This window comes from Sporosarcina sp. FSL K6-5500 (assembly GCF_038005665.1).
Lineage (GTDB): Bacteria > Bacillota > Bacilli > Bacillales_A > Planococcaceae > Sporosarcina > Sporosarcina psychrophila.
This window is the reverse complement of the sequence record NZ_JBBOTP010000001.1, coordinates 1,751,158-1,775,518: the sequence shown is the minus strand read 5'-3', so window position 1 is coordinate 1,775,518 and position 24,361 is coordinate 1,751,158. Positions and strand designations below refer to the sequence as shown.

General features: G+C 42.2%; 30 protein-coding genes and 1 riboswitch. Of the genes, 6 read left to right on the top strand and 24 right to left on the bottom strand.

Annotated elements, in window-relative coordinates:
• Positions 1 to 83 precede the first annotated feature (83 nt).
• The 3 genes from ytxJ to MKX62_RS08215 are packed head-to-tail and all read right to left on the bottom strand — an operon-like array spanning position 84 to position 2,623.
• Positions 84 to 413 carry a bacillithiol system redox-active protein YtxJ gene (gene ytxJ / locus MKX62_RS08225; RefSeq protein ID WP_187046354.1) on the bottom strand — a complete coding sequence of 110 codons (330 nt, stop codon included), beginning with the start codon at positions 411 to 413 and terminating at the stop codon, positions 84 to 86.
• A 19-nt stretch (positions 414 to 432) separates the two neighbouring features.
• Positions 433 to 2,046 (bottom strand): aminotransferase class V-fold PLP-dependent enzyme, encoded by a 1,614-nt coding sequence (locus tag MKX62_RS08220; RefSeq protein ID WP_340741187.1) that lies wholly within the window; start codon positions 2,044 to 2,046, stop codon positions 433 to 435.
• Between the two features lie 4 nt (positions 2,047 to 2,050).
• Positions 2,051 to 2,623: a glycerol-3-phosphate acyltransferase gene (locus MKX62_RS08215; RefSeq protein ID WP_067204371.1), complete on the bottom strand. Its 573-nt coding sequence runs from the start codon at positions 2,621 to 2,623 to the stop codon at positions 2,051 to 2,053.
• Between the two features lie 154 nt (positions 2,624 to 2,777).
• Between MKX62_RS08215 and MKX62_RS08210 the strand changes: the two genes are divergently transcribed.
• Positions 2,778 to 3,437, top strand: coding sequence for a phosphatase PAP2 family protein (locus MKX62_RS08210; protein WP_340741186.1), 660 nt, complete (start codon positions 2,778 to 2,780; stop codon positions 3,435 to 3,437).
• A 204-nt stretch (positions 3,438 to 3,641) separates the two neighbouring features.
• Here the strand turns inward: MKX62_RS08210 and MKX62_RS08205 are convergent, their stop codons facing one another.
• Positions 3,642 to 4,139 (bottom strand): hypothetical protein, encoded by a 498-nt coding sequence (locus MKX62_RS08205; protein ID WP_340741185.1) that lies wholly within the window; start codon positions 4,137 to 4,139, stop codon positions 3,642 to 3,644.
• A gap of 113 nt (positions 4,140 to 4,252) precedes the next feature.
• Here MKX62_RS08205 and MKX62_RS08200 point away from each other — a divergent pair, with 113 nt between their 5' ends.
• Both MKX62_RS08200 and mscL read left to right on the top strand, forming a co-directional pair.
• Positions 4,253 to 4,582: an MGMT family protein gene (locus MKX62_RS08200; RefSeq protein WP_340741184.1), complete on the top strand. Its 330-nt coding sequence runs from the start codon at positions 4,253 to 4,255 to the stop codon at positions 4,580 to 4,582.
• Positions 4,583 to 4,771: 189 nt separating this feature from the next.
• Entirely contained in the window at positions 4,772 to 5,158 is a 387-nt protein-coding gene (gene mscL, locus MKX62_RS08195; protein WP_340741183.1) for a large conductance mechanosensitive channel protein MscL, read from the top strand.
• A 985-nt stretch (positions 5,159 to 6,143) separates the two neighbouring features.
• On the opposite strand, the gene MKX62_RS08190 is transcribed toward mscL, so the two are convergent.
• From MKX62_RS08190 to MKX62_RS08160, 7 genes are all read right to left on the bottom strand, one after another.
• On the bottom strand, positions 6,144 to 7,094 hold the full coding sequence (locus tag MKX62_RS08190) for an ABC transporter permease (protein ID WP_340741182.1): 951 nt from the start codon (positions 7,092 to 7,094) through the stop codon (positions 6,144 to 6,146).
• Entirely contained in the window at positions 7,063 to 7,986 is a 924-nt protein-coding gene (locus tag MKX62_RS08185; protein ID WP_340741181.1) for an ABC transporter ATP-binding protein, read from the bottom strand. The genes MKX62_RS08190 and MKX62_RS08185 overlap by 32 nt, the downstream gene beginning before the upstream one ends.
• 1 nt (position 7,987) lies before the next feature.
• Positions 7,988 to 8,686: an ABC transporter ATP-binding protein gene (locus tag MKX62_RS08180; protein ID WP_340741180.1), complete on the bottom strand. Its 699-nt coding sequence runs from the start codon at positions 8,684 to 8,686 to the stop codon at positions 7,988 to 7,990.
• Positions 8,679 to 9,047, bottom strand: coding sequence for a GntR family transcriptional regulator (locus MKX62_RS08175; protein ID WP_067204348.1), 369 nt, complete (start codon positions 9,045 to 9,047; stop codon positions 8,679 to 8,681). The genes MKX62_RS08180 and MKX62_RS08175 overlap by 8 nt, the downstream gene beginning before the upstream one ends.
• A gap of 2 nt (positions 9,048 to 9,049) precedes the next feature.
• Positions 9,050 to 9,820 (bottom strand): hypothetical protein, encoded by a 771-nt coding sequence (locus MKX62_RS08170; RefSeq protein WP_340741179.1) that lies wholly within the window; start codon positions 9,818 to 9,820, stop codon positions 9,050 to 9,052.
• A 5-nt stretch (positions 9,821 to 9,825) separates the two neighbouring features.
• Positions 9,826 to 10,608, bottom strand: a complete 783-nt coding sequence (locus tag MKX62_RS08165) for a hypothetical protein (protein WP_187046344.1) — start codon at positions 10,606 to 10,608, stop codon at positions 9,826 to 9,828.
• A 135-nt stretch (positions 10,609 to 10,743) separates the two neighbouring features.
• Positions 10,744 to 11,478, bottom strand: coding sequence for a sulfite exporter TauE/SafE family protein (locus tag MKX62_RS08160; protein WP_067204339.1), 735 nt, complete (start codon positions 11,476 to 11,478; stop codon positions 10,744 to 10,746).
• Positions 11,479 to 11,650: 172 nt separating this feature from the next.
• On the opposite strand from MKX62_RS08160, the gene MKX62_RS08155 reads away from it, so the two are divergent.
• Positions 11,651 to 12,019: a VOC family protein gene (locus MKX62_RS08155; protein WP_067204336.1), complete on the top strand. Its 369-nt coding sequence runs from the start codon at positions 11,651 to 11,653 to the stop codon at positions 12,017 to 12,019.
• 98 nt (positions 12,020 to 12,117) lie between these two features.
• On the opposite strand, the gene MKX62_RS08150 is transcribed toward MKX62_RS08155, so the two are convergent.
• Both MKX62_RS08150 and MKX62_RS08145 read right to left on the bottom strand, forming a co-directional pair.
• Complete coding sequence (locus MKX62_RS08150; RefSeq protein WP_340741178.1) at positions 12,118 to 12,348, bottom strand: hypothetical protein; 231 nt, start codon at positions 12,346 to 12,348, stop codon at positions 12,118 to 12,120.
• Positions 12,349 to 12,470: 122 nt separating this feature from the next.
• A complete protein-coding gene (locus MKX62_RS08145; RefSeq protein ID WP_340741177.1) occupies positions 12,471 to 13,421 on the bottom strand; it encodes a hypothetical protein in 951 nt (316 codons plus the stop codon).
• Between the two features lie 190 nt (positions 13,422 to 13,611).
• Between MKX62_RS08145 and MKX62_RS08140 the strand changes: the two genes are divergently transcribed.
• Positions 13,612 to 14,091 (top strand): immunoglobulin-like domain-containing protein, encoded by a 480-nt coding sequence (locus MKX62_RS08140; RefSeq protein WP_340741176.1) that lies wholly within the window; start codon positions 13,612 to 13,614, stop codon positions 14,089 to 14,091.
• A 47-nt stretch (positions 14,092 to 14,138) separates the two neighbouring features.
• Here MKX62_RS08140 and MKX62_RS08135 read toward each other — a convergent pair whose 3' ends face one another.
• The 3 genes from MKX62_RS08135 to MKX62_RS08125 form a co-directional block, all read right to left on the bottom strand.
• Positions 14,139 to 15,251, bottom strand: a complete 1,113-nt coding sequence (locus MKX62_RS08135; RefSeq protein ID WP_340741175.1) for a 5-methyltetrahydropteroyltriglutamate--homocysteine S-methyltransferase — start codon at positions 15,249 to 15,251, stop codon at positions 14,139 to 14,141.
• Positions 15,252 to 15,407: 156 nt separating this feature from the next.
• Positions 15,408 to 16,145 carry a cyclase family protein gene (locus MKX62_RS08130; RefSeq protein ID WP_187046339.1) on the bottom strand — a complete coding sequence of 246 codons (738 nt, stop codon included), beginning with the start codon at positions 16,143 to 16,145 and terminating at the stop codon, positions 15,408 to 15,410.
• 227 nt (positions 16,146 to 16,372) lie between these two features.
• Positions 16,373 to 16,487: riboswitch (SAM riboswitch) on the bottom strand.
• Between the two features lie 198 nt (positions 16,488 to 16,685).
• Positions 16,686 to 17,162, bottom strand: coding sequence for an acyl-CoA thioesterase (locus MKX62_RS08125; protein WP_067204320.1), 477 nt, complete (start codon positions 17,160 to 17,162; stop codon positions 16,686 to 16,688).
• A gap of 103 nt (positions 17,163 to 17,265) precedes the next feature.
• Between MKX62_RS08125 and MKX62_RS08120 the strand changes: the two genes are divergently transcribed.
• Positions 17,266 to 17,658, top strand: coding sequence for a hypothetical protein (locus MKX62_RS08120; RefSeq protein ID WP_340741174.1), 393 nt, complete (start codon positions 17,266 to 17,268; stop codon positions 17,656 to 17,658).
• Positions 17,659 to 17,705: 47 nt separating this feature from the next.
• Here MKX62_RS08120 and MKX62_RS08115 read toward each other — a convergent pair whose 3' ends face one another.
• The 8 genes from MKX62_RS08115 to MKX62_RS08080 form a co-directional block, all read right to left on the bottom strand.
• Positions 17,706 to 18,437, bottom strand: coding sequence for an urease accessory protein UreD (locus MKX62_RS08115; protein ID WP_340741173.1), 732 nt, complete (start codon positions 18,435 to 18,437; stop codon positions 17,706 to 17,708).
• 67 nt (positions 18,438 to 18,504) lie between these two features.
• The gene (gene ureG / locus MKX62_RS08110; protein ID WP_067204312.1) at positions 18,505 to 19,134 is read right to left on the bottom strand and encodes an urease accessory protein UreG; all 630 of its coding nucleotides are present in this window, start codon (positions 19,132 to 19,134) and stop codon (positions 18,505 to 18,507) included.
• A 23-nt stretch (positions 19,135 to 19,157) separates the two neighbouring features.
• Positions 19,158 to 19,898 carry an urease accessory protein UreF gene (locus MKX62_RS08105; RefSeq protein WP_255428544.1) on the bottom strand — a complete coding sequence of 247 codons (741 nt, stop codon included), beginning with the start codon at positions 19,896 to 19,898 and terminating at the stop codon, positions 19,158 to 19,160.
• Entirely contained in the window at positions 19,840 to 20,343 is a 504-nt protein-coding gene (locus tag MKX62_RS08100; RefSeq protein WP_067204309.1) for an urease accessory protein UreE, read from the bottom strand. Before MKX62_RS08100 ends, MKX62_RS08105 begins: the two co-directional genes overlap by 59 nt.
• Positions 20,344 to 20,445: 102 nt before the next feature.
• Entirely contained in the window at positions 20,446 to 22,161 is a 1,716-nt protein-coding gene (ureC, locus tag MKX62_RS08095) for an urease subunit alpha (protein WP_187046337.1), read from the bottom strand.
• Positions 22,158 to 22,526, bottom strand: a complete 369-nt coding sequence (locus MKX62_RS08090; protein ID WP_187046336.1) for an urease subunit beta — start codon at positions 22,524 to 22,526, stop codon at positions 22,158 to 22,160. The genes ureC and MKX62_RS08090 overlap by 4 nt, the downstream gene beginning before the upstream one ends.
• 15 nt (positions 22,527 to 22,541) lie before the next feature.
• Positions 22,542 to 22,844 carry an urease subunit gamma gene (ureA, locus tag MKX62_RS08085; RefSeq protein ID WP_067204300.1) on the bottom strand — a complete coding sequence of 101 codons (303 nt, stop codon included), beginning with the start codon at positions 22,842 to 22,844 and terminating at the stop codon, positions 22,542 to 22,544.
• A 454-nt stretch (positions 22,845 to 23,298) separates the two neighbouring features.
• A complete protein-coding gene (locus MKX62_RS08080) occupies positions 23,299 to 24,222 on the bottom strand; it encodes a S66 peptidase family protein (RefSeq protein ID WP_187046335.1) in 924 nt (307 codons plus the stop codon).
• Positions 24,223 to 24,361: the final 139 nt, after the last annotated feature.

Here is a 24,361-nt window from a genome sequence, read left to right as displayed (position 1 = left end):
AAGCCTCATACAGGACGAGATTGTATAATTTCCTAGACAATAAAAAACAGATACCCCTCGAATGGAGTACCTGTTCCACATTATTAACTTCCGTAGTTTTCCACTGCTTTTTTAATCTGAGGGCCGCTAATCGAGTAATGAGTCGCCTGCCAGACTGCTGCACCGTCTTTCAATAAAAACAGTTGCGGCGATTGGTGTTCAACGTGCAGATTACTTTCGATTTCATTGGAAACGGGCCGACTTTCCTGTACTTTAAGAAAGTATTTCGGTACCTCCTCTGCGGATGACTCAAATGCATTGTAGGCTGCTGCACTAACTGGACATGTCGTACTATGTTTTAAAACAAACAAAGGATTCTCTTTCGATTGTTCCAATACGTCATACCACTCATTAACAGTGCGTAATTCTTTCATGATCATCAGCTCCTTCTATTTAATATGTTTTCCCGTTAGAGTTAGTCGTAAACACTTGCTCATCTACGGATGTTAAACAAGAGAGCAGTTCAAGCATTCTGTTTAACTCTTTTTCCGCTACATTGTTCATACATGAAATTTGAAGCCAATTTCTTTCGCGTAAATAAGCGCTCTCGTAATGAACATTGAAACCATTCAAAAACAGGTTATCCCCCAGCTGCATTGCGGATAAACCTTTCGGTAAAGCAATCGTAACAATTGCATCTGCAGCATATTTCTCCGACGCCAAAATTGTCAAACCTGCCTGTTCAACGGCGTTCCTGACTTTACGCGCACGGTTTGAAATAGCCGCAAAGACTTCTGCCGGATGCTCAAATGTCAGTAAAGCCGTGTCGAGCGCAGATACCAAGTTGGATGACTGGGTATATGGAATCCCTCGTGCTGCTGCATAAGTACCTAAGTCCAAATAGCGCGGCAAGTTATCATTTTCGGCGATTTCTTCATTATGAAATACGAAAGATAGACCTGTATAACTTAATAGTCCTTTGCCACTGACACCTGTTGCATAAGCAACTCCAGTGAGATCAACTGCTGTTGTCCCAATCGCACTCACACAATCCACAGCGAGTGTAATACCGAATTGTGAACAGAACTTTTTGAATGAATTCAAATCGTTCAGCACACCCGTCGACGTTTCGCAATGGACAACCCATAACCAACTGTAGCGACCCGAGCATAATGCAGCTTCAATTTCATCGGCATCGAAAGGGGTCCCCCACTCGATTTCCATTGTGTCAAACCCCATTCCAAAACGCTGGGCATGATCAGTGAGTCTAAAGCCAAATTCCCCGTTCACAAGTATAAGACCTTTACCACTGTGCATACTTAACTGAGCCGCAACAACGTCATTCGCAAGCGTACCTGTCCCTTGAAGGAGTTGGACGTACTTTGCACCAGTCAGCGCGGTCAGCTTGTCTTTCACGCGTTGCAAAACACTTTCAAATTCAGATGAACGATGTGAGAATGGTTCTGTCATCACGGCCTTTTTTACGTCTTCAGAAATTGTTGCAGGACCTGGTAGGAAATTGACGAGTGGTTTTGAAATCCTTCCCGCAACGCCCGCTTTAAATGTTTCTTTCGTCAAATACATCGGCTGGAAGGCGGCTTCCGCTGTCCCCGTCAATTGTGCAAATGGTAAAAACCCTAGTTGTCCATATAATTTCTGTTCTCGAACCGTTCCCGAGATGAGCGCAGCATCATAGCCCGCTTTAAGGCAATATTGGACTAACGCCTGGGTAAGGCCAAGAAATGCCCTGCCATTCCGATAGTCCTGTTCAATCGCAAGAAGCCTGATTTCTACAGGGTTTTTGGATTGAAACGGTAAGTGATGTTCAACTGGACCAATTTTTCCATCGAGCGAGAATGGACGTTCACTTCGTATCGCGATCATTCCGACGACCCGATTATCTTTCTTGCAAATTATATATGTATTTTCATCATGAAATTTGTCGACAAGCTTTCTTGATTCGTTTTGGTCATGCTGCGGAATCTCCTCTGCAAACGTACGGTAATTCAACTCATGAATCTGTTCGAATTCCAAAGCCGTTTCTGCAATTTTATAAATAAAACTCATTCTATCAACCCTTTTCTGGCATAAGTTTCTGCTTCAAGTCAGCTCGATGTGTAAATAAAAGAAGTAGCGATAACAAGCAGGCTGCAATGAATACAGGAATTCCATATGAAAATGCTAGTACTAAAATCGGCATCAATAGGACTGCAGTTAGTCCGGCTAATGTGAAGCTTTTTAGGAACGGGTAGAACACGAAGAATAAGCCCACAAAAACAGCAAACAGTAGTGGATTGAATGCAAGCATACCGCCTATGAAAGTGGATACTCCCATCCCGCCGCGAAACTTCAAGAATAGTGGATACACATGTCCCAAAGTCACAGCGAATAGCGCACAAAGTTCTACGGCCACTCCGAATCCAAGCCACTTGGCAACGAAAATAGCCAGTGCCCCCTTCAATGCGTCTCCGATGAATGTCGCAACGAATGCTTTTTTGCCAAGCACCCTCCCGGCATTACGCGCTCCAGGATTTCCGCTTCCTTCTATTCGTATATTCTTCTTAAAAAAGAAATTACTAATAATCGAGCCTGTCAGCACATTTCCCAATATGTACGAGCCAACTACTAAAAGTATGAGTGTCATAATCGATCCTTTATGGTAAATGATAGGTTCTTTCTAGTGTAGCATCTTTCTTGAACTTTTATAAAAACTTTTCAACTTGTCCGTCTTGATTATTCTTTGTCGTTTTCACTTAGAAGTAGTATACAATTATAGTTAATTGAAAGGAGTGCATTCAGTGCGGGAACTATCATTTCGTCTTCTAGTAGCATTTGTTCTTTGCATCTTCTTCGGTATAGCTTTTGGATATATCGCTGACGCTGTAGGGAATGAATCGATTGTACATTTCGATACTGCTGTTATTGGATTTTTCCAAGGACTGGAAGCACCATGGCTGACATCTATTATGAAAGTGTTTACGTGGATTGGTTCAGGTTACGTCGTTGCTCCAATTGCCTTGATCGGATTTATCGTCTTATACTTTGTACTGCGCTACCGTCATCAGGCGTTTCTACTGATTGCTGTGATTGCCGGAACCGTCTTGTTAAACGGCGCGCTCAAAATTTATTTCAAGCGAGAACGACCGGAAATCCATCGTATAATGGACGCGAATGGCTTTAGTTTTCCGAGTGGTCATTCGATGATGGCATTCGCTCTTTACGCAATTATTGCGTATATCGCTTGGCGTAATGTAAAAACAACAACGAGCCGTGTTGTTCTTGTTTTATTCACTGCCGTTATGATCATCATGATCGGCACGAGTCGTATTTACCTTGGCGTCCACTATCCAAGCGATATTGTTGGAGGATACGCAGTAAGTGCACTTTGGGTAACGATTGCCATTTCAGCGTACGCGTATTTTCAGAACAAACTTAAGAAGACCGTTTCACGTCGATGAATGACGTGAAGCTGTCTATTTAAGCTGCACGACTAGTCAGTTGAAGAGACTGGCCTTTTTTAATTCATTTCCTGGGAAATCCCCATAAGGCGTTACTATGCTCCAAAACCACCAACGCCAACTATGAAAATCAGCAATACATAGCCTATAATAATTAGCGAAATAATTCCCATTCCAATATATTTTAAGGAACCAAACTACAATCTATCCAAAATACCTGATTGTTTCTTCCTCTGTAAGTATTTTTGGCGTAAGTCCTCCAAGTTCAATGTACTCTGTGCGCCCATTTATTTTTATAATGAAAACATTACTGGTTTTCGTAGGCGATATCGAGTCGGCCCAGATGTTTTTAGTCGAATAATAACCTTTTATTTCCTGCGCGATGGATAAAGGGATTGACGCGTTAGCAACAATGAGCGAGTTATCTTCCTTAGACTGTAACGCCTGCGCTTTCGGGTCATTCTGGTCATGAATCTTTTGCAATAAATCAATGACCTCCCCGAAACCGATGATTAGAATTCCACAAATAGAATATATGAAAATGGGATACAGAAAACTACCTATCCCGATTCCATTCGAAAATACCCCACCGAACGTCATGATAAATATAAATCCCTGAATAATGCCCCATGCAATCACAGCCAGCCCGACAACTTTTAACGCAAACCCAATACCTGTGCGCTTTGCGAATAATTCGTCCATCCAAGTCAATCCCTTCCATTTTCGAACTCTTCTATTGTAACTATACGTACGTTAATGGAATTAGTTTCATTCGGATTTTGGTACAATGAAATAACGCGAGGAGGCTGTTGTTTATGAATTTATTCACAGAACGTGTCATCAGAATCATCCAAGGTATACCTGCTGGCCATGTCATGACGTACGGCCAAGTTGCAGCTGCAGCTGGAAGTCCACGCGGTGCTAGACAAGTCGTACGGGTATTGCATTCAATGAGTAAAAAATATGAGTTACCTTGGCATCGGATCATCAATGTGCAAGGCGGTATTTCAGCTCCCGCTAATGCGGAAAGCAAAGGGTATGACCAACGGGGATTACTCGAGATGGAAGGAATTAAATTTAATGAGGATGGAAAGGTAGATTTAACTGTATATCGCTGGTTTCCTCTTGACGGCGAAGAGGGTTAAAGAGGGATTGGTACATTCTCAGCATCCCTTTTTGTAAATCTGTAATCGATATGATAGGATGTGTTAGGGAACTTTCGTTTATCTACATTAAAGTTCTATGGAACTAACTTATACTGTTTCCATAGAGGGTATTAACGTTTTACAGCTTACCCGTGTTATGAAATTATGAATAGATAGGGAATGAAAAATATGCTAAAAGACTTTAAAGAATTCGCACTCAGAGGAAACGTATTCGACCTCGCCATTGCGGTTGTAATTGGTGCTGCATTCGGTAAAATTGTATCCTCACTCGTTGAAAATATTATTACTCCGCTTATAGGAGTAATTTCTGGTGGTATTGACTTTTCAGGTATGCATCAGAAAATCGGAGAAGCAGATGTTACATACGGCGTTTTCCTCCAATCGATTTTCGATTTTCTCATCGTCGCATTTGTCATTTTTATGGTAATTCGTCTGATGGCGAAGTTTAAACGTAAGGAAGAACCTCTAGTTGAAGAAGCAGTACCTGAAGTGGACCCTAAAGAAGCGCTACTCATAGAAATCCGCGACTTGCTGAAAGAAGGAAAAACACTTTAAGATTTATTTTGAAAAAGGACAACCCCGACGGCGGGATTGTCCTTTTTTGATTATAGTGAGAGATAGTGTTCTACGATTCCAATTATCAAAAGCAAAAAAATCTTCCTCCATACAACAGATTGTCAGGCATTTGATCGGTTTGAGGTTATTTATGATCGGTTGGCAGATGGATATGATCGGTTGGAGTCAGATATGATCGATTTGATAAATTTATGATTGGTCTAGCAATAGATATGATCGGCGGGAGCTGGATATGATCGGTTTGATAAATATATGATTGGTCTAGCAACGGATATGCTCGGTTGGAGTCGGATATGATTGATTGGCTAAATATATGATTGGTTTAGCAATGGATATGATCGATTGGCTAAATATATGATTAGTCTAGCAACAGATATGATCGGTTAGAGCCAGATATGATTGATTGGCTAAATATATGATTGGTCTAGCAATGGATATGCTCGGTTAGAGCCAGATATGATTGATTGGCTAAATATATGATTGGTCTAGCAATGGATATGATCGATTGGCTAAATATATGATTAGTCTAGCAATAGATATGATCGGTTAGAGCCGGATATGATCGATTGGCTAAATATATGATTGGTCTAGCATGGATATGATCGGTTGGAGTCAGATATGATCGATTCGTTAAATATATGATTGGTTTAGCATGGATATGCTCGGTCAAGGTAGATAATATAATCACTCACCAAGCAGGAACAGATTTAATCCAACAACCAATCCGCCACAATTGGCAACACTACGCCCTAGATAACATTGCCTGTCAATCTCAGTGGTGGTATAATGGAAACAGGATTTATTGTCTAAAAGGAGTGATAGTCAATGTGGTTCATATACATCATGTTCGCACTGTTTGCATTCGTACTCGTTGGTAATATCGCAGGTCTAATTCGTACATTCAGCAGCCATAAATAAGTACATGAAAAAAGCCCTCCATTATCGGAGGGCTTTTTTTTGCATGTTACGCGGTTATATCGCGTTTGATGAATGTTGTATAACTGATAACGAGGAAAATCACGATATAAACTGCAAGAACGGCGAGTGAAAACGACATCGTAATGCCTTCTACAATCCGAAAGTCCGTTTCATAGATTGTCAAATCCATATGCGTAAAGACAATGTATTTCACGACTTCATATTTTGCCAGCAGCATAACCAATGTCGAGCCCATAAAGTAGATGAATAATGATAGCCCGATTGCAAGTGAGCTGGAACGGAAGACGCTACCAATCATGAATGCAAACGTTGCAGTCACAAAAACATTTCCGAATGACAGGAGCAATATATAGAGCCCTTTCCCCCAAACAGATACTTCAACAACTTCTTTACCATTCCAAACAAGTTCTTGCCCTTGGCCGGATTGGAAGAAGAGATATGCGCCAAGTATAGATACAATGAACCCGATGAGCATAAGTAGAATACCGAACAAGATGACTGTCACATACTTCGACGTTAATATTTTCCATCTCTTTACAGGACGGGATAATAACATCTTAATCGTTCCTTGCGTAAATTCAGAAGCGACAATCCCCGCAGCAACAATAACCGTCAGTAAAACAGCGATGGAGCCGATACCACTTGAATTCATAATCATACTTTCCCGACTATTGCCGTTCAGCGGTTCTATTGAATTCGCAAGGCGGTATTCAAGAACTTTCTCTTTGTCTTCTAGACGTTCCCGTTCGCTGTCCACAAGTGTTGTGGTTCCGAGCTGCTCTTTTGTAATGGTCAATTCGCCTTGCACAGATGTTTTCCAATCTGGTTCATCGTAATTAGACATCGTGTCGATCCATTTCGTCAGACCTAACATTCCTAAAATCGCAACAACGAGTAGACCGGTCATAATCCAAGTTGCTTTTTTACTCCATAGTTTCATCCATTCATTTTGTATGAGCTTCAGCAATCTGGCCACCTCCAGTCATTTCTAGGAATTGATCTTCGAGCGTCTTGCGGTGTGGCTGAACTGCAAACAATTGCATCTCATGTGCCGCAATCTGCTGGATGAGCCCTGGAATTTGTGTTTTCTCTGCATTGATGATAAATCCTTCTTTATGCGCTTCCACATTGAACCCTTCAGCTTTTAGCATACTTTCCGCTGTTTCCGCTGGGAATGCTTCAATATAATAATGCGATTCCTGTTCCTCTGTCATATCGCGAATATCAATTAGTTTGCCATTCTGAATGACCGCAATCCGGTCACACATAAGTTCAATTTCCGACAGCATATGGCTCGAAACAAAAACAGAAACACCTTCTTCTTCCGCAATCATTTTGAGATACGTCCGGAACTCGCGAATTCCCGCAGGATCCAGTCCGTTCGTCGGCTCATCGAGGATCAGAAACTTCGGACGGTGCAAAAGTGCCTGCGCAAGCCCCAGTCGTTGCCTCATCCCAAGTGAATACGTCGAGACCTTTTCATGGATACGGTTCTGCATGCCCACTTGGTTAATAACTTCTTCGATTCGTGCCTTCGTAACGCCATCGTGCATACGTGCAAAATGCAATAAGTTTTTATAGCCGGACATGAACTTATACATTTCTGGGTTTTCAACGATAACGCCGACTTTGGAAAGCCCCTCTTCAAAATCATCAGCAAGTAATTTTCCGTCGATGATGATATCCCCGCCCGTCGGCTCCATCAGTCCAACCATCATACGAATTGTCGTCGTTTTCCCCGCCCCGTTTGGACCGAGGAATCCTGTAATTTGTCCCGGATACAGTGACAAACTCAAGTTGTCGATAATTTTTTTCTTGCCAATCGTTTTCGATAAATTCTTCAATTCGACTATCGGTTTCATTTCCATGTCAACTTCCCTCCCTAAACAGTGACACCATCCATGAGGTGGCATCTTTCCCGTACGTATCGCGGATTACGTCAACCGCTTCGTGCGCGATTATTCGTCCCCCTCTTAGTACTACGATTTCATCGAGCAATGGTTCCACTTCTTTTAATTCATGCGTCGACAAAAGGACGGTTTGTCGCTCCGGATCAGTAAAACGGATAAGCCCTTTCGCGATATCATCACGCACCATCGGATCCAGGCCGGAGAACGGTTCATCTAGCAAATAGTAATCAGCTTCACGCCCAAGAGTCACTGCAATTTTGACACGTCCACGGTTCCCTTTTGACAAATTTTTTATTTTCGAATCCAGAGATAAATTCAAAAACTGCGCAATTTCTTTTGCTTTCGCCAGATTAAAATCAACGAACTGAGATTCATAAAACTCAATAAGCTGACCTACCGTAAAATACGGATAGAATAGATCCGCGTCTGGCATATAAGCAATATTGCTTGCCACTTTGCGCGTAATGCGACTTCCGCTGAACGTTGCCCTTCCCGAATCCGGCGTCACTAACCCAGAAATCAGTTTCAACAGCGTCGTTTTTCCACTACCATTCTCTCCGACAAGGCCGATGATTTTTCCTTGCGGCAAGGAAAGCGTAAGGTCTTCAAGCGCTTTCCTCCGGCCGTACTTTTTCGTTATATTCTTCAGTTCAATCATCTTTTCCACCCCGTTCTTGTAGGTGCTGCAGCATTTCAGTCGTCGTAAAACCCAGCGCTTCAACACTTTGAATGAATGACGTCACAAGCTGTTCCTTCATTTCATTACGAAGCATAGCGATCTTCAATTCGTCTTCCGTCACAAAAGATCCCTGGCCCCTCTTCGTGTCGGTGATTTCCATCTGCTCCAGCTCCTTATAGACGCGTTGCATCGTATTGGCATTCACACCGGCTTCAACAGCATAATCACGAACGGATGGCAATTTCTCCCCAGGATTCAGCGTTCCACGAATAATATCGCCCGTAATCAGGTCGATGAGCTGCTGATAAATTGGTTTGTCTGGAAGAAAATCTATGCCCATCATTACAACCTCACTTTCTTTTCAAACAACATTGCTCCAGCAACGAAATAGAGTACCGTCAACAAACCGTAGAGGATAAGACTGCCGATTGTTAAAATCGATCCGCTCGGGACAATATAATTGTTAAACATTAAGAAATCTACCGTTTTAATCGGGCCGTGCATTGGCCCCATTTCCATCACTAGTTGGAGTATTTCCATAAACCAGACATATCCCCAACCAATGATCCATATGTTGACCAAGGCAATAATCACGATGATTGAGAACAAGCCAATATGGGAACGAAACACTTGGTATATCGACCAGAAGAAAAAAACGATTGCCATTACATAAATAGCGTTCAACAAAATGACAACACCCACACTAAGATATAAAAACAGATCATCTACAAGAGGAACCGCCCCATCGCGTGCGTAATTGGAGATAGCTGCAATCGTCCCGCACAACAAAAGCGAACAGCCAACAGTTAGGACAATGAGTGAGAACTTTGCGTAAACAAGCTGCCGTATTGATGCTGGGGAATGAAGCCAAATGTCTAGACGCCCCATTTCCTTTCCAAGGCTATCGAAAAATAACGATACCGCCATAATCAAATGGAGCATGAAACAAAGGGCAATCATCGGTTGAATTGAAGCGTAAAAGTCTTCCGGCAACCCATAAGCTATGCGATTTACTCCCAAGTATTGAATCACACTAGTGATTAATACAAAGATAACAAGTCTCCATTTCATTTGCGCCCATTCTTTTCGCAATAATCCTTTCCATTTTTTCATATGGTCTACAACCTCACTTTCTTCTCAAAAAGGACAGCTGCAATGATGAACATTATGAACGTGAAGAAAATATCGAATACTATTTCACCCGTGTAAAAAAAAGTTTCAGCATGCTCGAGGTAAATAAAATCCACATTAATTTTCGGATTTTTGATTTTCATTAAATCAATAGGGCCTATTAGAATTAGTTTCTCATATAGTTCGGAGAGGACAAATAAACTATATAGCCGAGAAGCAACAAGGAATATAATAATCGTAGCAACAATTGAAAATCCCTTTAAATATGGCTTCATAAGTCGGTCTATGACCCAGAAGAAAAACCCGATACTCATGAATATTATCGATACTGCAAAAATCATGACTATAAAAATACTTCCAAAGAAAAACAAATCATCAAATGTAGCCATTGTAGAGCTGAATAATACGTGTTGAACGGCAAGAACCAGTGTTGGAATTAACAATCCCACAGCACCAATAAGGGATGCAAAAAATGCTTTCGCTCCAACCAATTTAAAAATGGACGCCGTCGAATGAAACCACACATCCGGACGTTTTATTTCCCTTTCCAACATAATAAACAATGCAATAACCGGTGCTAATACACTTGCACCCGCCCAAATAAAACAGATAACAAGCACCACTTCAAAAACATGTACTTCAAGACCAAAAATGTTGGCTATTAGATGTGGAACAAACGACATTACAATAATCCCAAGCAATGCACTAACGAGTAACGGCCACTTCAACGTCACCCATTCTTTTTTCAACAATCCATTCCACTGCTTCATCAGCGTTCCCCCTCTACATGTCGGTGTATTAGTTAAATAGTACACTATATGCAAGGATGTTGTAAAGGGATTTGTTGGGATAAATTCACCCATTCAAAAAACACCTCTTCCTTTCAAGCGGATGAGGTGTTTTAGTTAAAGAAAACTATTGACGATAAGCTGGATGATCAACGCTATCGTGATAATGCGCAATAATATTTTAACGTGATCCGGATTCAACCTTTCAGCAAGTCGCACACCGATTTGTGCGCCCGATAAGGAACCGGCCATGAGTACAAAGGCAATTGGCCAAATAATCTTACCCATGGCAATATAGCTGATGGCTGCACCAAATCCACTTGAAAACGTTGCAAGACGGCCAAAGCCAATTGCCCGAATGTACGCAATTCGTAAGTGACCGAACAAATACAGTAGTAGAGTGCCTTGCCCCGGTCCAAACATCCCATCATATATTCCAATGCCGAGTAAACCAGGAATCGCTACTTTCGTCGGCCTTAAGCTTTCTTCCCCTGAGAAGTCTACTTTGGAAAGGAATGATGTAAGAAAAGCAATGATAAGAAGAATAACCGCTATAATGTACATTGTACTTTCCGTCAAGCGTGTTGCTATGAAACCACCTGTAAATCCACCGAAAAGTGATATAGGTATAATCCAAAATGATTCTTTAAATGTAACCTGCTTTTTCAGTAGGACTGTTATAAAAGTAGAAAACGAACTAACTGTTGTTGAAATCTTCCCAGCCCCAAGGACAGAGTGAATTGGGATACCCATGAGCAACATAGCCGGGACCGTAATCAGGCCACCCCCACCTGCAAGCGTTCCAAGTGTCATCGCAGCCATTCCAATGAAAAATATAAGTATGTAATCCATTCCCCACACTTCCTTCATTTATAGTATACGATTATTTAACCAATTGGGAAAATCAATCACTTTCATTCAAGCTGATAAGGATTCCTTATGTACTAGTCTCGGAAAATGGTATTAGTGAAACAGCTGAATGGAGATTATACTGAAGGTATTACGTTCAGAGGAGTGTTGAGCAATGAGCAAGTTTCTAACAGGAATTGATCATATCCAAATTGCAGCGCCGCCCGAGTCTGAAGATAAAGCACGGAAGTTTTACGGGGAATTGCTCGGTATGGAGGAGATTCCAAAACCAGAAAACTTGAAGGGGCGCGGGGGTTGCTGGTTCCTTTGTGGCTCACAAGAAGTGCATATCGGTATTCAGCAGGATTTCATGCCTGCGAAAAAAGCGCATCCCGGTTTTACAGTGAATGCACTGGAGCAATTGAAATTACGGTTGGAAGAAGCTAATTATCCGTTTAGTGAAGAACTTCCAATCGAAGGGCGATCACGCTTTTTTACACATGATCCTTTTGGCAACCGAATTGAGTTTTTGGAATTTGAATGAAGCAATACGGAAGTTGCTCAAAATTCGTTTCATAGCGCAGCAGGATGCATAAGCTGCGTCCTGCTGTTTCAAGAATGAGGTGGTTTTCACTTATAGTTTTAGTGCTTGCCATGACTGTTTGTTGGATTGTCCTTACAGTTTCTTCGATTGCCATGACAGTTTGACGCGTTGTCCTCACAGTTTGCGGTTGCCATGGCAGTTCCATGAGTTGTCCTCACAGTTTCATCGGTTGCCATGACATTTTGACGCATTGCCCTCACAGTTTCATCGGTTACCATGACAGTTTGACGCGTTGTCCTCACAGTTTGTGCTTGCCATGACAGTTCCATGGATTGTCCTCACAGTTTGACACGTTGCCCTCACAGTTAGCGGTTGCCATGACTGTTCCACGGGTTGCCCTCACAGTTTCTTCGATTGCCATGACAATCGTCCTAATTACCTTTACAATCCATTACGCTTCAATAATTTCTCGCTCCTGTACATCTAGCCTCTCTAGTTCATGCATCAATTCATCACGCTTTCTCGCAAGTCGGTCTTGAACCTTGCGCACATCTTGAAGCACATCGTTCAACTTACTTTTCGCGTCTGTAATGCGGGAATGAATCATCCAGTCCGAAAAAATATTATCGAAAAACAGATCTGTAAATGTAAAGATGTCACTTTTGTTCACCGTGAATGATTCAGTCGCGGCATTTTGGACATCCATCAGTTCCGTCTCGAAATGGCGGAGGGCACGTTGCGCGCGATGGACAAGATCATCGGAGCTATTAATTTCGGAGTATTTAAGAGCCGATACTAGCAAGCCACCGCCAAGGAACGTATCCCATACCGACAATCCTTCTGCCGCCCCAAGCTTCTCCAGCGCCGCATCGAGTGCCCGATTTGCCTTGTTACCTGCATCGCAGGCTTCGTCAATTTCACGCAGCATTGAACGCAGTCTTACTCTATCATCTGCTATTTTTTGTAACGTCCCATTCGCAATTGTGTCATTGAATCGAATCCACGTCTCTTTCTCCTTCAGAAAATCCGCCCACTCTTCCTCGATATAGTCGAAGTCTGGATTTTTAATCTCTTCATGTAATCGGACCGCTTCCGCTTCCAAGTCCGTCACTACTTTTTCTGCTTCATTATAATGGAGCTCCGCATCCGCTGCTTCTGAAATCTCCTTCTCCATTTTTTCATCCCACTTGCCTGTCCACTCACTTATCTTATTCATAAAAGAAAACTTGCCAAGCTTCACTACATCCTGTTGTTCTTTTGTCAGTTTTTCATGCAAGTTATCACGTTGTATAATTGCGTCTTTAAGTTTTACCTCCGTGCCTTCAAGACGCCTTTTCACTCGGTTGCGCTCAGTACGTATCATCGTCAATTCCATTTGTCGTTCTTGTATTTCCTGTCTCATTGACTCCACCCCTTTCTCTGTTATACGAAAATAAGTGGATGAAGTTTCATTTACACATTATATTTTACCCACATGTGGATAACACTCAATGAATTTTCATGGGAATTAACTTATCCACAGCTATTTATTGCTATCAATCAAGGTTTATCCACCCTTAAAGGTATATGCTAGAAGTGGAGGTGTTTCCATCATGAATAAACTGCTGTCAATTGCAATCGTTCTTATACTCCCCCTCTCCGCCTGCGGGAAAGAACCCGCAGTTTCTACACTGCCCGATCCCGTGCCTGACCAGGAAATGTTTTCATCAGAAGAAGGTTTATCACTTGTATTGGACGAAGATTCATTCGTCGGTTCGCCATCCATCATTAAGACGCTTGTTCGAAATAATAGCTCATCCGATTACCAGTTGGGCGAATTTTATCATATAGAAGTAAATACAGATGGCCAGTGGTATATTATTACATATTCAGATGCCGTATTCTTAAAGAACCCATCCTTTAAAGACTTTGGAAATGTGTTGTCAGCCGGCAGCGAAGCACGGCAGACCTTTTCGGTCGACGCGCTCGGCGTGACACTGATTCCAGGTGAATACCGTCTTGTGAAAACATTTATTTCAACAGGCGCGCCAATGCACGAATTATCCGTTGCTGTGCCATTTTCAGTGGAATAAGAAATAAACCGGAACAAAGCATATGAGCCTTGTTCCGGTTTATCAGTTTAACCCCAAACTTCCTTTGCCACGTCCACAATGAATTTCAACTTTTCCCATTGTTGCTCTTCTGTTAGCTTATTGCCGTGATGCGTTGAAGCGAATCCGCATTGCGGACTTAAGCATAGTTGTTCAAGTGGCACGTATTGTGCGGCTTCTTGAATACGCGCAATGACCGCATCCTTGTCTTCCATTTCTCCATTTTTCGAAGTAACAACACCAAGGACAACCTTCGCTCCGCCGTTTGGCACATGATCCAACGGTTTAAAGTCTCCTGAACGCTCGTCATCATATTCAAGGAAGAAGCCATCCACTTTTTCTTTTGCAAGAAGTGTGGGTGCAATCAGTGCGTAGCTTCCCTCAAACGCCCACGTCGATTGGTAATTTCCACGACATAGGTGTGTTGTTACGAAAAGATCTTCAGGTTTGTCTTCCAAAACGCCATTAATGACGCGTAGTGCCAAGTCGATTAGTTGTTCTCTTGAATAGGCTCCGTCGTTAAATGGGATATTCGGTGCAGAAAGCCCCGCAATATAAACATCATCCAACTGCAAGTAGCGTACACCAGCTTCGTAAAATGCTTTCAAAGCATCTTTGTATGCTTGAATAACATCGTTGGTAAATTCTTCAATGTCAGGGTAAATCGTTTCATCACGAATTCCGATATTAAAGAGCTGATTCGGACTTGGAATCGTTTGTTTTGCAACGGCACGGCCGCCTACGATTTCATTAAACTCAACAAAGTCTTGAATGAATGGATGATTAGGGTCAAACGAAATCTTGCCTGTGTTTCGAACGTTATATCGTTCTGTTTCAATACCATCAAATACGTAGCCAGTCTCTGGCACATATCCTTCAATTCCGTTCAAATGCTCCAAGAAGTCTAAATGCCACCACGTACGTCTAAATTCACCGTCTGTTACAGGTTCCAAACCAACTTCAATTTGCTTATCAACAACCCGTTTAATTTCCTGTGTTTCTACTTCTCGTAATTGTTGTGCAGTAACTACGCCTTCTTTGAAGTCTTTGCGCGCTTTATGCAAATTATCTGGTCGTAGTAAACTTCCAACGTGATCCGCTCTGAATGGTGCTTGCGTTAGTGTTGTCGATTGATTTGTCATGGTATATTCCTTCTTTCTGTTTTAGGAGTAAATTACGGTTTTATTAGGTCAGGAGTGCAAATGAGCAGATCCTCTTTCTTTTCTTATGGCAGGATCGCGAATGAGCAGATCCTCTTGTTTTCTTACGGTAGGAACGCAAATGAGCGGGCCCTTTTCTTACGGCAGGATCGCGAATGAGCGTACTGGGAATCCCGATGCTTTTTCCGGCTTCGGAACGATGTTAAAAATGACCGCGCCTTTTGAGGGCACTTTATCTAAGTTCGTTAATAGCTCGATTTGGTAGGTATCTTGTTCAAGAACATAATATTCGCCTAGCAGAGCTTGGTTCTTTTGAAAATCAATGGCTGAATCCGTATCGAATGTTTCATGACCGACAGCCTTTACTTTTCTTTCATCAAATAAAAACTTCAAAGCAGCAAGGCCCCAACCCGGTATACGGTTATTCCCATCGGCATCTTTATTGCAAAATGCCTCATTATCCGGCCAGCGTTTGCTCCAATCTGTGCGTAATGCCACAAATGTACCTGCCTCAATTTGCCCGTGCTGAGCTTCAAACTTTAGAATGTCTTCAACAGTTAATGTAAAATCATGGTTTGCATCAGATTCTTTCGATTTATCGATGACCACCAGCGGTAATACCAATTCTTTCAAACCCAATTCATCCAAGTATCTTGTATCACGAACGAAGTGAATGGGTGCATCAATATGTGTGCCGTACTGTCCCGCAAATTTAAAGCTCTGTGCGAAAAATCCATCATCGTGATCAAATAATGTTGTAAACTCTGCTGCATCAAATGCTGAAAAACGGGGTGAGTCAGGCCCGAAAGTATGTGTTAAATCAACCCATTCTTTCTTTTTTAATAAAGCAATTGCATTGATTAATTCATTTGACACAATAATTCTCCCTTCATTTTTTGAAGGTAACTTTAGTCTCCAGAAGTAACAAAAGCGAAGGGCGCCCGCTTAGATGCGTCAGGCATAAGATGAAGATGCGTAGCGGCGTTCTTTGCCGCAGAGCAGCTTTAACTTATGACCCAAGCATCTGGCGCCCGGAGCCTAGACGAAACAAAAAACCTCTTCTAAATTTCAAGAAGAGGTTTTGGCGAATTCGCTATTTGCTCTTCTCATCTCCAAGCAGTAAGCATTACACTTACGCTTCTGGAATTAGCACAGTACTTTTACAAGTCTGTTGCTGAGGTATCATCGGGCCAGTCCCTACACCTCTCTGGATAAGAAAGTTACGTATTTAGTTGTTAATGAGTACAATACAGTCTTCCGAATAGATTGTCAATACACAAAACATGAATTATTTAGATTATACTAGTTTTTACAATGAAACATTTTATGTGAAAAGTAGAAATGGCATTGAAATGATACGCGACACAACGGAAAAAAACCCACAACTTGCCGTGGGCTTTTTCCATAACAAATTATTTAATGTTTCATCTCACTCCGCAATTTCCGATGTTCACGGCGTGCGGGGCCTGTTTCAAATAGACTCTTTTCAGCCTCTGTTTCCGGATAAATGCCCGGCACAGGAGTAGGCTTGTTATTTTCATCCATGGCAACCATCGTTAGGAAGGATTCGGTTGTTAGTTTTGTTTCGCCTGTAAGCAGGTTCATTGAATGGACCGATACAAATACTTCCATCGATGTACGGCCAGTTGACGTAACAATTGCCTCAAGTTCAAGTACATCTCCAACACGCGCCGACGATACAAAATCGACTGAATCGATTGAAGCAGTTACAACCGCTGTTTTTGAATGTTTCATTGCCGTGATATCAGCGATTTCATCTATATACGCGAGAACTTTTCCGCCGAAAATTGTCTGCAGATGATTGGTATCTGGCGGCAATACTAGCTTCGTCTGGATTGTTCGTGATTGGCCCATTGGTCTTTTTTCTTGCATACGACAAACTCCTTTGTAGTAGAACATATTCAATTTGTGATAAAAGGAAACTTTTCCATCAATCATTCCGTATATATAGTATACACATACTGGGGGAAGATTAATGCTGAAATTTATTGATAAATACTATGAAAAAATCACCTGGTCGATTATATTACTTGGACTTATTTTATTGTTTGTAGCAAATGACTATCTATCACTCGTTTTATTTTTATATCTACTTATAAGAGCTTTAAAATCTAGGGATACCATCCGTAAGACACTTCGGACAACGCCTCTGAGTACTATGGTTATTTATGTGCTCGGTATGATTATACTCATTATAGCACTGGTTTTCATCATGCTTTATTCAGGGGATTTCATAAAGAAGTATAACATTCCAGTTTTCTTGCAATACATTTACATCGCTGTTGTCCTAGTCGGTTCGATGTTTCTCTATACCTGGTTGATGGATTTTTTAATAAAAAAATGGGATAAAAAAAGGGTATCGAAGTGATGTAAAACTTCAAACCCAAAGAGGACACCCCTCATTGGAGTGTCCTCTTAAACTATTTCAGCCAACAACGCGTATACACGCTTCATCTCTTCCTGCATCGTCCACTGATCAACGGCAAGCCATCTGCAATGGATTGCATTTCCTTCAAGCCTTGTCATACCAGCTTTTAAACCTTCTTCGACCCGCAATGTTTCTTGTATTGCGCGGACGTCTACATCTGCGGCTTTCGGCGATACGAGCCAGATTGAACCGATATACATTGCAGTTTCCAGTACACCGATATCACCAAGTGCCGTTTCTTTTGGTGAGAAATGCAGAGAGTCAAAAGCAATTAATTCATCCTCGACAAAAATTTTGAAATTCGTATTAAATGATTGATAATCAAATATCTCGCCACGCTTTTCACGTCCTGGGGCAACGATTTCACCCCATAATATGGTTGCATCGCGTGCGATTCGAAGTGTCGTGTCACCTCGAAATTTTGCATCTACAAACGGAATAATTACTTCTGGCATCCATTCAAGGCGTGCCCCTTCTCCGAGTTCGATGTTAATGGTCTGTACACAAGTGTCTCCGGTATACGATGGATAGATCTTTAAAGCGGACTGCTGAACCAACCTTACGCTACTATCTGGAGCAAGCTTCACTGTAATGTCATTTCGATCCCCGGCGACCATGCCTCCAGAGGACTCCATTATGTAGACAGTCGCTGTCGGGTTTTTCCCTTCGTACAGTTCACGACTCGCCTTCAATGGAGGCTGTTGGAAAACATGAGGCATCCGTGTGTAGCCTCTTCTTGGCTCAAATTCCAAGTCAAGTTTTCCGTGGTGGATGGCGCGAGACGGCTTAAGCATTTGAACCAGCGGATCCCGCACCTTCTAATAGCATATTGTGCTTGATCCAAGCGACAACTTGGTCAACATTTTTCTGTGTTCTTACATCTGTAAAAATGTATGGACGTCCGTTACGCATTTTTTTTGCGTCGCTATCCATTAGTTCAAGATCAACGCCAACGTATGGAGCAAGATCCGTTTTATTGATCAATAAAAGATCAGAACGCGTCAAAGCAGGTCCGCCTTTTCTCGGAATATCCTGACCTTCTGCAACGTCGATAACATAAATATAGCCGTCGACAAGCTCTGGGCTAAATGTAGCGGACAAGTTGTCTCCGCCGCTTTCCACGAAAATAATATCGAGGTCTTCAAAACGACTTTTCAGTTCATCAATTGCTGCGAAGTTCATAGAAGCATCTTCGCGGATAGCCGTATGTGGGCAACCTCCCGTTTCAACACCTAAAATGCGATCCGCTTCAAGTACACCGCTATTTATTAAAAATTGAGCGTCTTCACGCGTGTAAATATCGTTCGTAATGACCGCTACATTATATTCTTTGTGCATCGCACGTGTAAGTTGGTCGACGAGCGATGTTTTGCCTGATCCAACTGGTCCACCTATGCCAATACGTACTGGTTTCATTTATAAAAACTCCTTTCAATCCATCATGAAATAAATAATCTTGAGAACAAATACTCATGCTTCATAGAAGCAAGTTCAATACCTAACGCGTTATTACTAATATCGGCTTCTGTCAACGTAGCAACTAATTTAGCCGCTTCCGTCACATGTCCGATCAATTCATACGTTACTTGGACGCCAGTTGTTTGACCGAACGGCACAGCACGGACCGCATTTTGGACGAGTCCGTTAAGCGATGCAAACAAATACGTCATGACCGCATGATGCGCACTGACGCCTGTCGTCGCACTGTAAATACCATAAAGAATGGCGTAATGACCTTTAATCTCTTTTGCATCAATACGGGCTTTCCAGTCCGCAAGGAAATCATCTGTTCCGAGTGGAGACACAGTTTTAATAAACTGCCTTCCAAGTTTCACACTTGCCTCACGTGATTCCTTCGCAAGTTTGATTGCCCCGCATAATTGCTCCAAATAGAGAAGTCGCTCGATATCCTGTTCCCGAGCCGCAGCATACGCTTCTTGAATTAAAATCGCATCCCCACGCACCAGGTTTTGAAAAAGAAACGACGTACAATAAGCGACCAAATCCTCTTTCGTCCGGATCACATCTTCCTGAATATACGTCTCCATGCCATACGTCTGCGTAAAGGACCCAATCGGAAACGCGGAATCATGAATTTGAATTAATCGTAAAAGGGCAAGATCAGTGAGAGTGTCCTCGGTATTTGAATGGTTGTTTGAATCGTCTTTCAGTTGTTTCATATGCGACACCCACTTCATCTAGCAATTTATTCAACGTATGATCTGCACGCACGATGACTTCGTTTTCCTCGATTAATGCCGGTGTATGGCGGTTTCCAAGTTCGAAAGCCGTTTTACCCATTTCCGTCATGTTTTTCGGGCTAATCACGATAACCGGCTCCATTTTTGTGCGAACGGCAATACGACGTGAGTCATCCTCGAATAAGATATCGCCATATTGTAACGGCTGGTGTTCATGATGATGATGATCGTCGTGGTCATGATGTTCGTGGTCCTCATGGTGCTCTTGTTGTTCAAGTGACAACGCGACATCTGTACCTTGATCTGTTTCTTTGCGTAGAATGCGTTTACTCAATTCTTCCCAGTCAAGTTCAATCCACTCTGTCTGTTTACCAGCAATTTCTTCTTCCGTTCCAATGTTACCAATGACTTTAGTTATAAGCATTTGGCATCCTCCTTTATCGGCATGTTCAATAGGATGAGGCCGAAATGGCTGTAAAATATCTTTTCAACCATTTCGAGCTTTCCCCTTCATTATTTTTAGTAATTAAAACAGGAAGTAACGTTGTGCCATCGGGAGAACGCTTACTGGTTCACACGTAGCAAGTACACCGTCAATTTTCACTTCATATGTTTCTGGATTGACGTCAATTTCTGGTGTTTCACTGTTATGTTTCATGTCTGCTTTACCAATGTTACGGCAGTTTTTAACAGTACCAATCATTTTCTTAAGACCCAATTTTTCAGGTAGGCCTTCTTCTACTGCAATTTTAGGAAGGAACGTCATTGCCGCGTGTTGTGGTGCTTGACCGTGGAAACCAAACATACGGCGTCCCATCATCGGTTGCGGAGTTGGAATAGACGCGTTTGGATCACCAGTCATTGCGTAAACAGCAATTCCGCCTTTAATAACAACTTCTGCTTTCACACCGAAAAACGCAGGCTCCCAAAGGACAATATCCGCCAGTTTCCCTTCTTCGAGTGAACCGACTTCATGGCTAATTCCGTGTGCAATCGCTGGGTTAATATTTAGTTTTGAAATATAACGTTTTACACGGAAGTTATCATTGTCTTTTCCCTCGTCTTGCGGAAGTGGACCACGTTGCATTTTCATTTTGTTTGCTGTTTGGAACGTACGCATTGTAACTTCACCTACACGTCCCATTGCTTGTGAATCGGATGACATAATACTAAGAATACCTAGATCTTGCATAATGTCTTCTGCAGCGATTGTTTCAGGACGAATACGTGAATCTGCAAACGCTACATCTTCAGGTACATCGTGTTTCAAATGGTGACATACCATAAGCATGTCTAAATGTTCATCGATTGTATTTGTCGTAAATGGTTTTGTCGGATTCGTCGATGCCGGCAAAATATTTGGGTATGCAGCCAATTTCAGTTGGTCTGGCGCGTGTCCGCCGCCTGCTCCTTCTGTATGGAAAATATGGATAACACGCCCGTCAATTGCCTCAATCGTATTTTCAACAAATCCAGCTTCATTGAGCGTATCGGAGTGAAGCGCGACTTGGATATCGAATTCATCTGCAACGATAAGACTCTGATTAAGAGCATCTGGAGTCGCACCCCAGTCTTCATGAATTTTCATACCGATTGCACCTGCACGGACTTGTTCAATAATTGGTTCCGTTGTAGATGCGCTCCCTTTTCCAAGTAACCCAACGTTGATTGGTAAATCTTCAACTGCTTGTAACATTCTATGAAGATGCCACTCGCCCGCCGTCAAACTCGTCGCTTTCGAACCTGCGGCCGGGCCTGTCCCACCACCGATAAATGTAGTTGTACCAGCGTTAAGTGCAGTTTCGACTTGCTGAGGACTAATGAAGTGAATATGCGTGTCGACAGCACCCGCTGTTGCAATCAATCCTTCACCCGCATACACTTCTGTTCCCACGCCGATGATCATATCCTGATCTACACCATCCATCGAAAGCGGATTTCCTGCTTTTCCGACTCCGATGATACGGCCATCTTTAATACCAATATCTGCTTTCACAATACCTGTATGGTCAATAATCATTACGTTGGTAATGACTGTGTCGAGAACACCTTCAGCGCGAACATTTTTACCATTTTGGCCCATCGATACGCGAAGTGATTTTCCTCCACCGAAAACACCTTCATCACCGTATGATGTATAATCTTTTTCAATTTCAATCCAAAGATCCGTGTCAGCAAGACGCACTTTATCGCCTACTGTCGGTCCGAACATTTTCGCATATTGTTCGTGTGTTACTTTCATTTATCCTCGGCTCCTTTAAATCCTGCTTCTGCTGCTCTATCTAAAATTTCGTCCTTATTATGCGTCGAACCTTCCGTCAAATTATTCAGTCCGAACACGTGACGTTTTCCGCCGAACTCAACTAATTCAACTTCCTTCTCTTCGCCGGGTTCAAAACGCACAGCGGTACCAGATGGGATATTTAAATGCATTCCAACTGCCTGTTCACGGTCAAATTCAAGAAATTTATTAACCTCAATGAAATGGAAATGAGATCCGACTTGTATCGGACGATCGCCAGTGTTTGCAACGCGTACCGCTTTCACGGGGCGTCCGGCATTTATTTCAATCAAGCCTTCAGCTGTTCTAATTTCTCCTGGAATCATTGTTAAAGCCTCCTATTATTGAATTGGACGGTGGACCGTCACGAGTTTTGTTCCGTCTGGGAATGTACATTCAATCTGCACATCACTAATCATATCGCCGACGCCTTCCATTACATCCTCAACCGTAAGCACTTGTTTCCCTTCGCTCATCAGTTGTGCAACAGTCTTTCCGTCACGCGCACCTTCCATAATGTAGTGACAAATTAGTGCGATAGCTTCCGGATAATTCAACTTAACTCCGCGTTCCTTACGCTTAATTGCCAGTTCTCCTGCAACATGCAACAGCAATTTTTCCTGTTCGACCGGTGATAATTTCAATTCAAAGCACCTCTTTTTTTAATTAATAAAAAAACCAAATCTTGTACGATTCAGAAAATTAATTGAATTAATGTTCTCTGTTACTTTTTTAAACTTAGTTTGCATGAATATGCCATTTTGGACAACCGTCCAGTGGATTGGGGCCCTTCTAAATCGGGCTTTTGCGGAATGTGTCGAAGAATGTCGATGACTAAACTATTATAATGGTTTATGGCTTTTTTTTCAACTTAATGACTTAAAAAGGCATAGGAAAATGGAATTGTTTTTTTACAATTCTACTGGAAACTTTACTTTTAACTATCACAAATAAATACTTGTATTTTCAGCTTCATTACTTGGTTCCGCTCTCCTATATGATACCCAAAAGCATTATTGCCCAAACACATAGAGCCGCCTCAATTTAGCGGCAAATCTCCATGTGATTGAATTGCGTAAACCGCTTTCGTATCTAACTTCACTCGACGCCAGGTAATATCGTCAGCGTCTTGTTATCAGCATCGAGCTTTGCACCGACACCAAGTGGTATGGCAAAGTGCGGCTGACAATGGCCAATTTTGAATCCTTTGACAACCGGTATTCCAAGATTAGCCGTGTAATCTGCGAATACTTCATCAAGAGTTAGTGTTTCTTTTCGTTTTTTGGGTTCCGCATCCGAGAAGTCGCCTATGACAATTCCCACTGCATCTTTAAGTTTTCCAGCCATGCGTAATTGATTGAGAAGACCATCGACTTTGTATGGCTCTTCTCCGACATCTTCTATAAAGAGAAGCTTACCTTTCGTGTCCACTTCAAACTTAGTGCCGATTCCACTGGCGAGCAACGACAGATTCCCACCAACAAGTTCACCTTGTGCGACGCCCGCTGTAATGGTTTCAAGGGGTGAAATTGCTTCCGTGTAATGAAGTTCCATGGGCTCAAATAACTGCTGGAACATTTTCGCAGACAATTCGTGGAACGTGTCTTTCCCAACACATGATGCAAGCATCGGGCCATGGAATGTGACAAGGTTGGAATACAGACCCATCGCTGTATGAAGGAATGTGATATCACTGAATCCCCAAAGGACTTTCGGATTCTCTTTCATAAGCTGCAGATCGATTTTATCCGTATAGCGAGCTGAGCCGTATCCTCCGCCCGCACAGATGATTCCTTTAATAGTAGGATCGGCAAACATGTCATGCAAATCTTGAAGTCGTTCTTCGTCCGTCCCTGCCAGATATCCGTGCACATTCAAGACATGTTGCCCAAACTTCCATTTCAATCCTAGCTGTTCAAGAAACGCGAGTGAGCGCTCTAAGTTTTCCTGATTAGGCGGACTCGACGGTGCAATAATGCCAATTGTGTCTCCTTTTTGGAGACGCTGTGGTCTTATTTTCATATTGCTAACTTCCTTTCATTAAGAAGCTGTTACGCCTATTTTTAATGTCCTTATAAGCTTATCATATTCCGCTATCCAATCATGTTTTCCTGTTCAGATTCAGGTTACTTTCAAGTGTATTCACACTTTCTTTTAACAA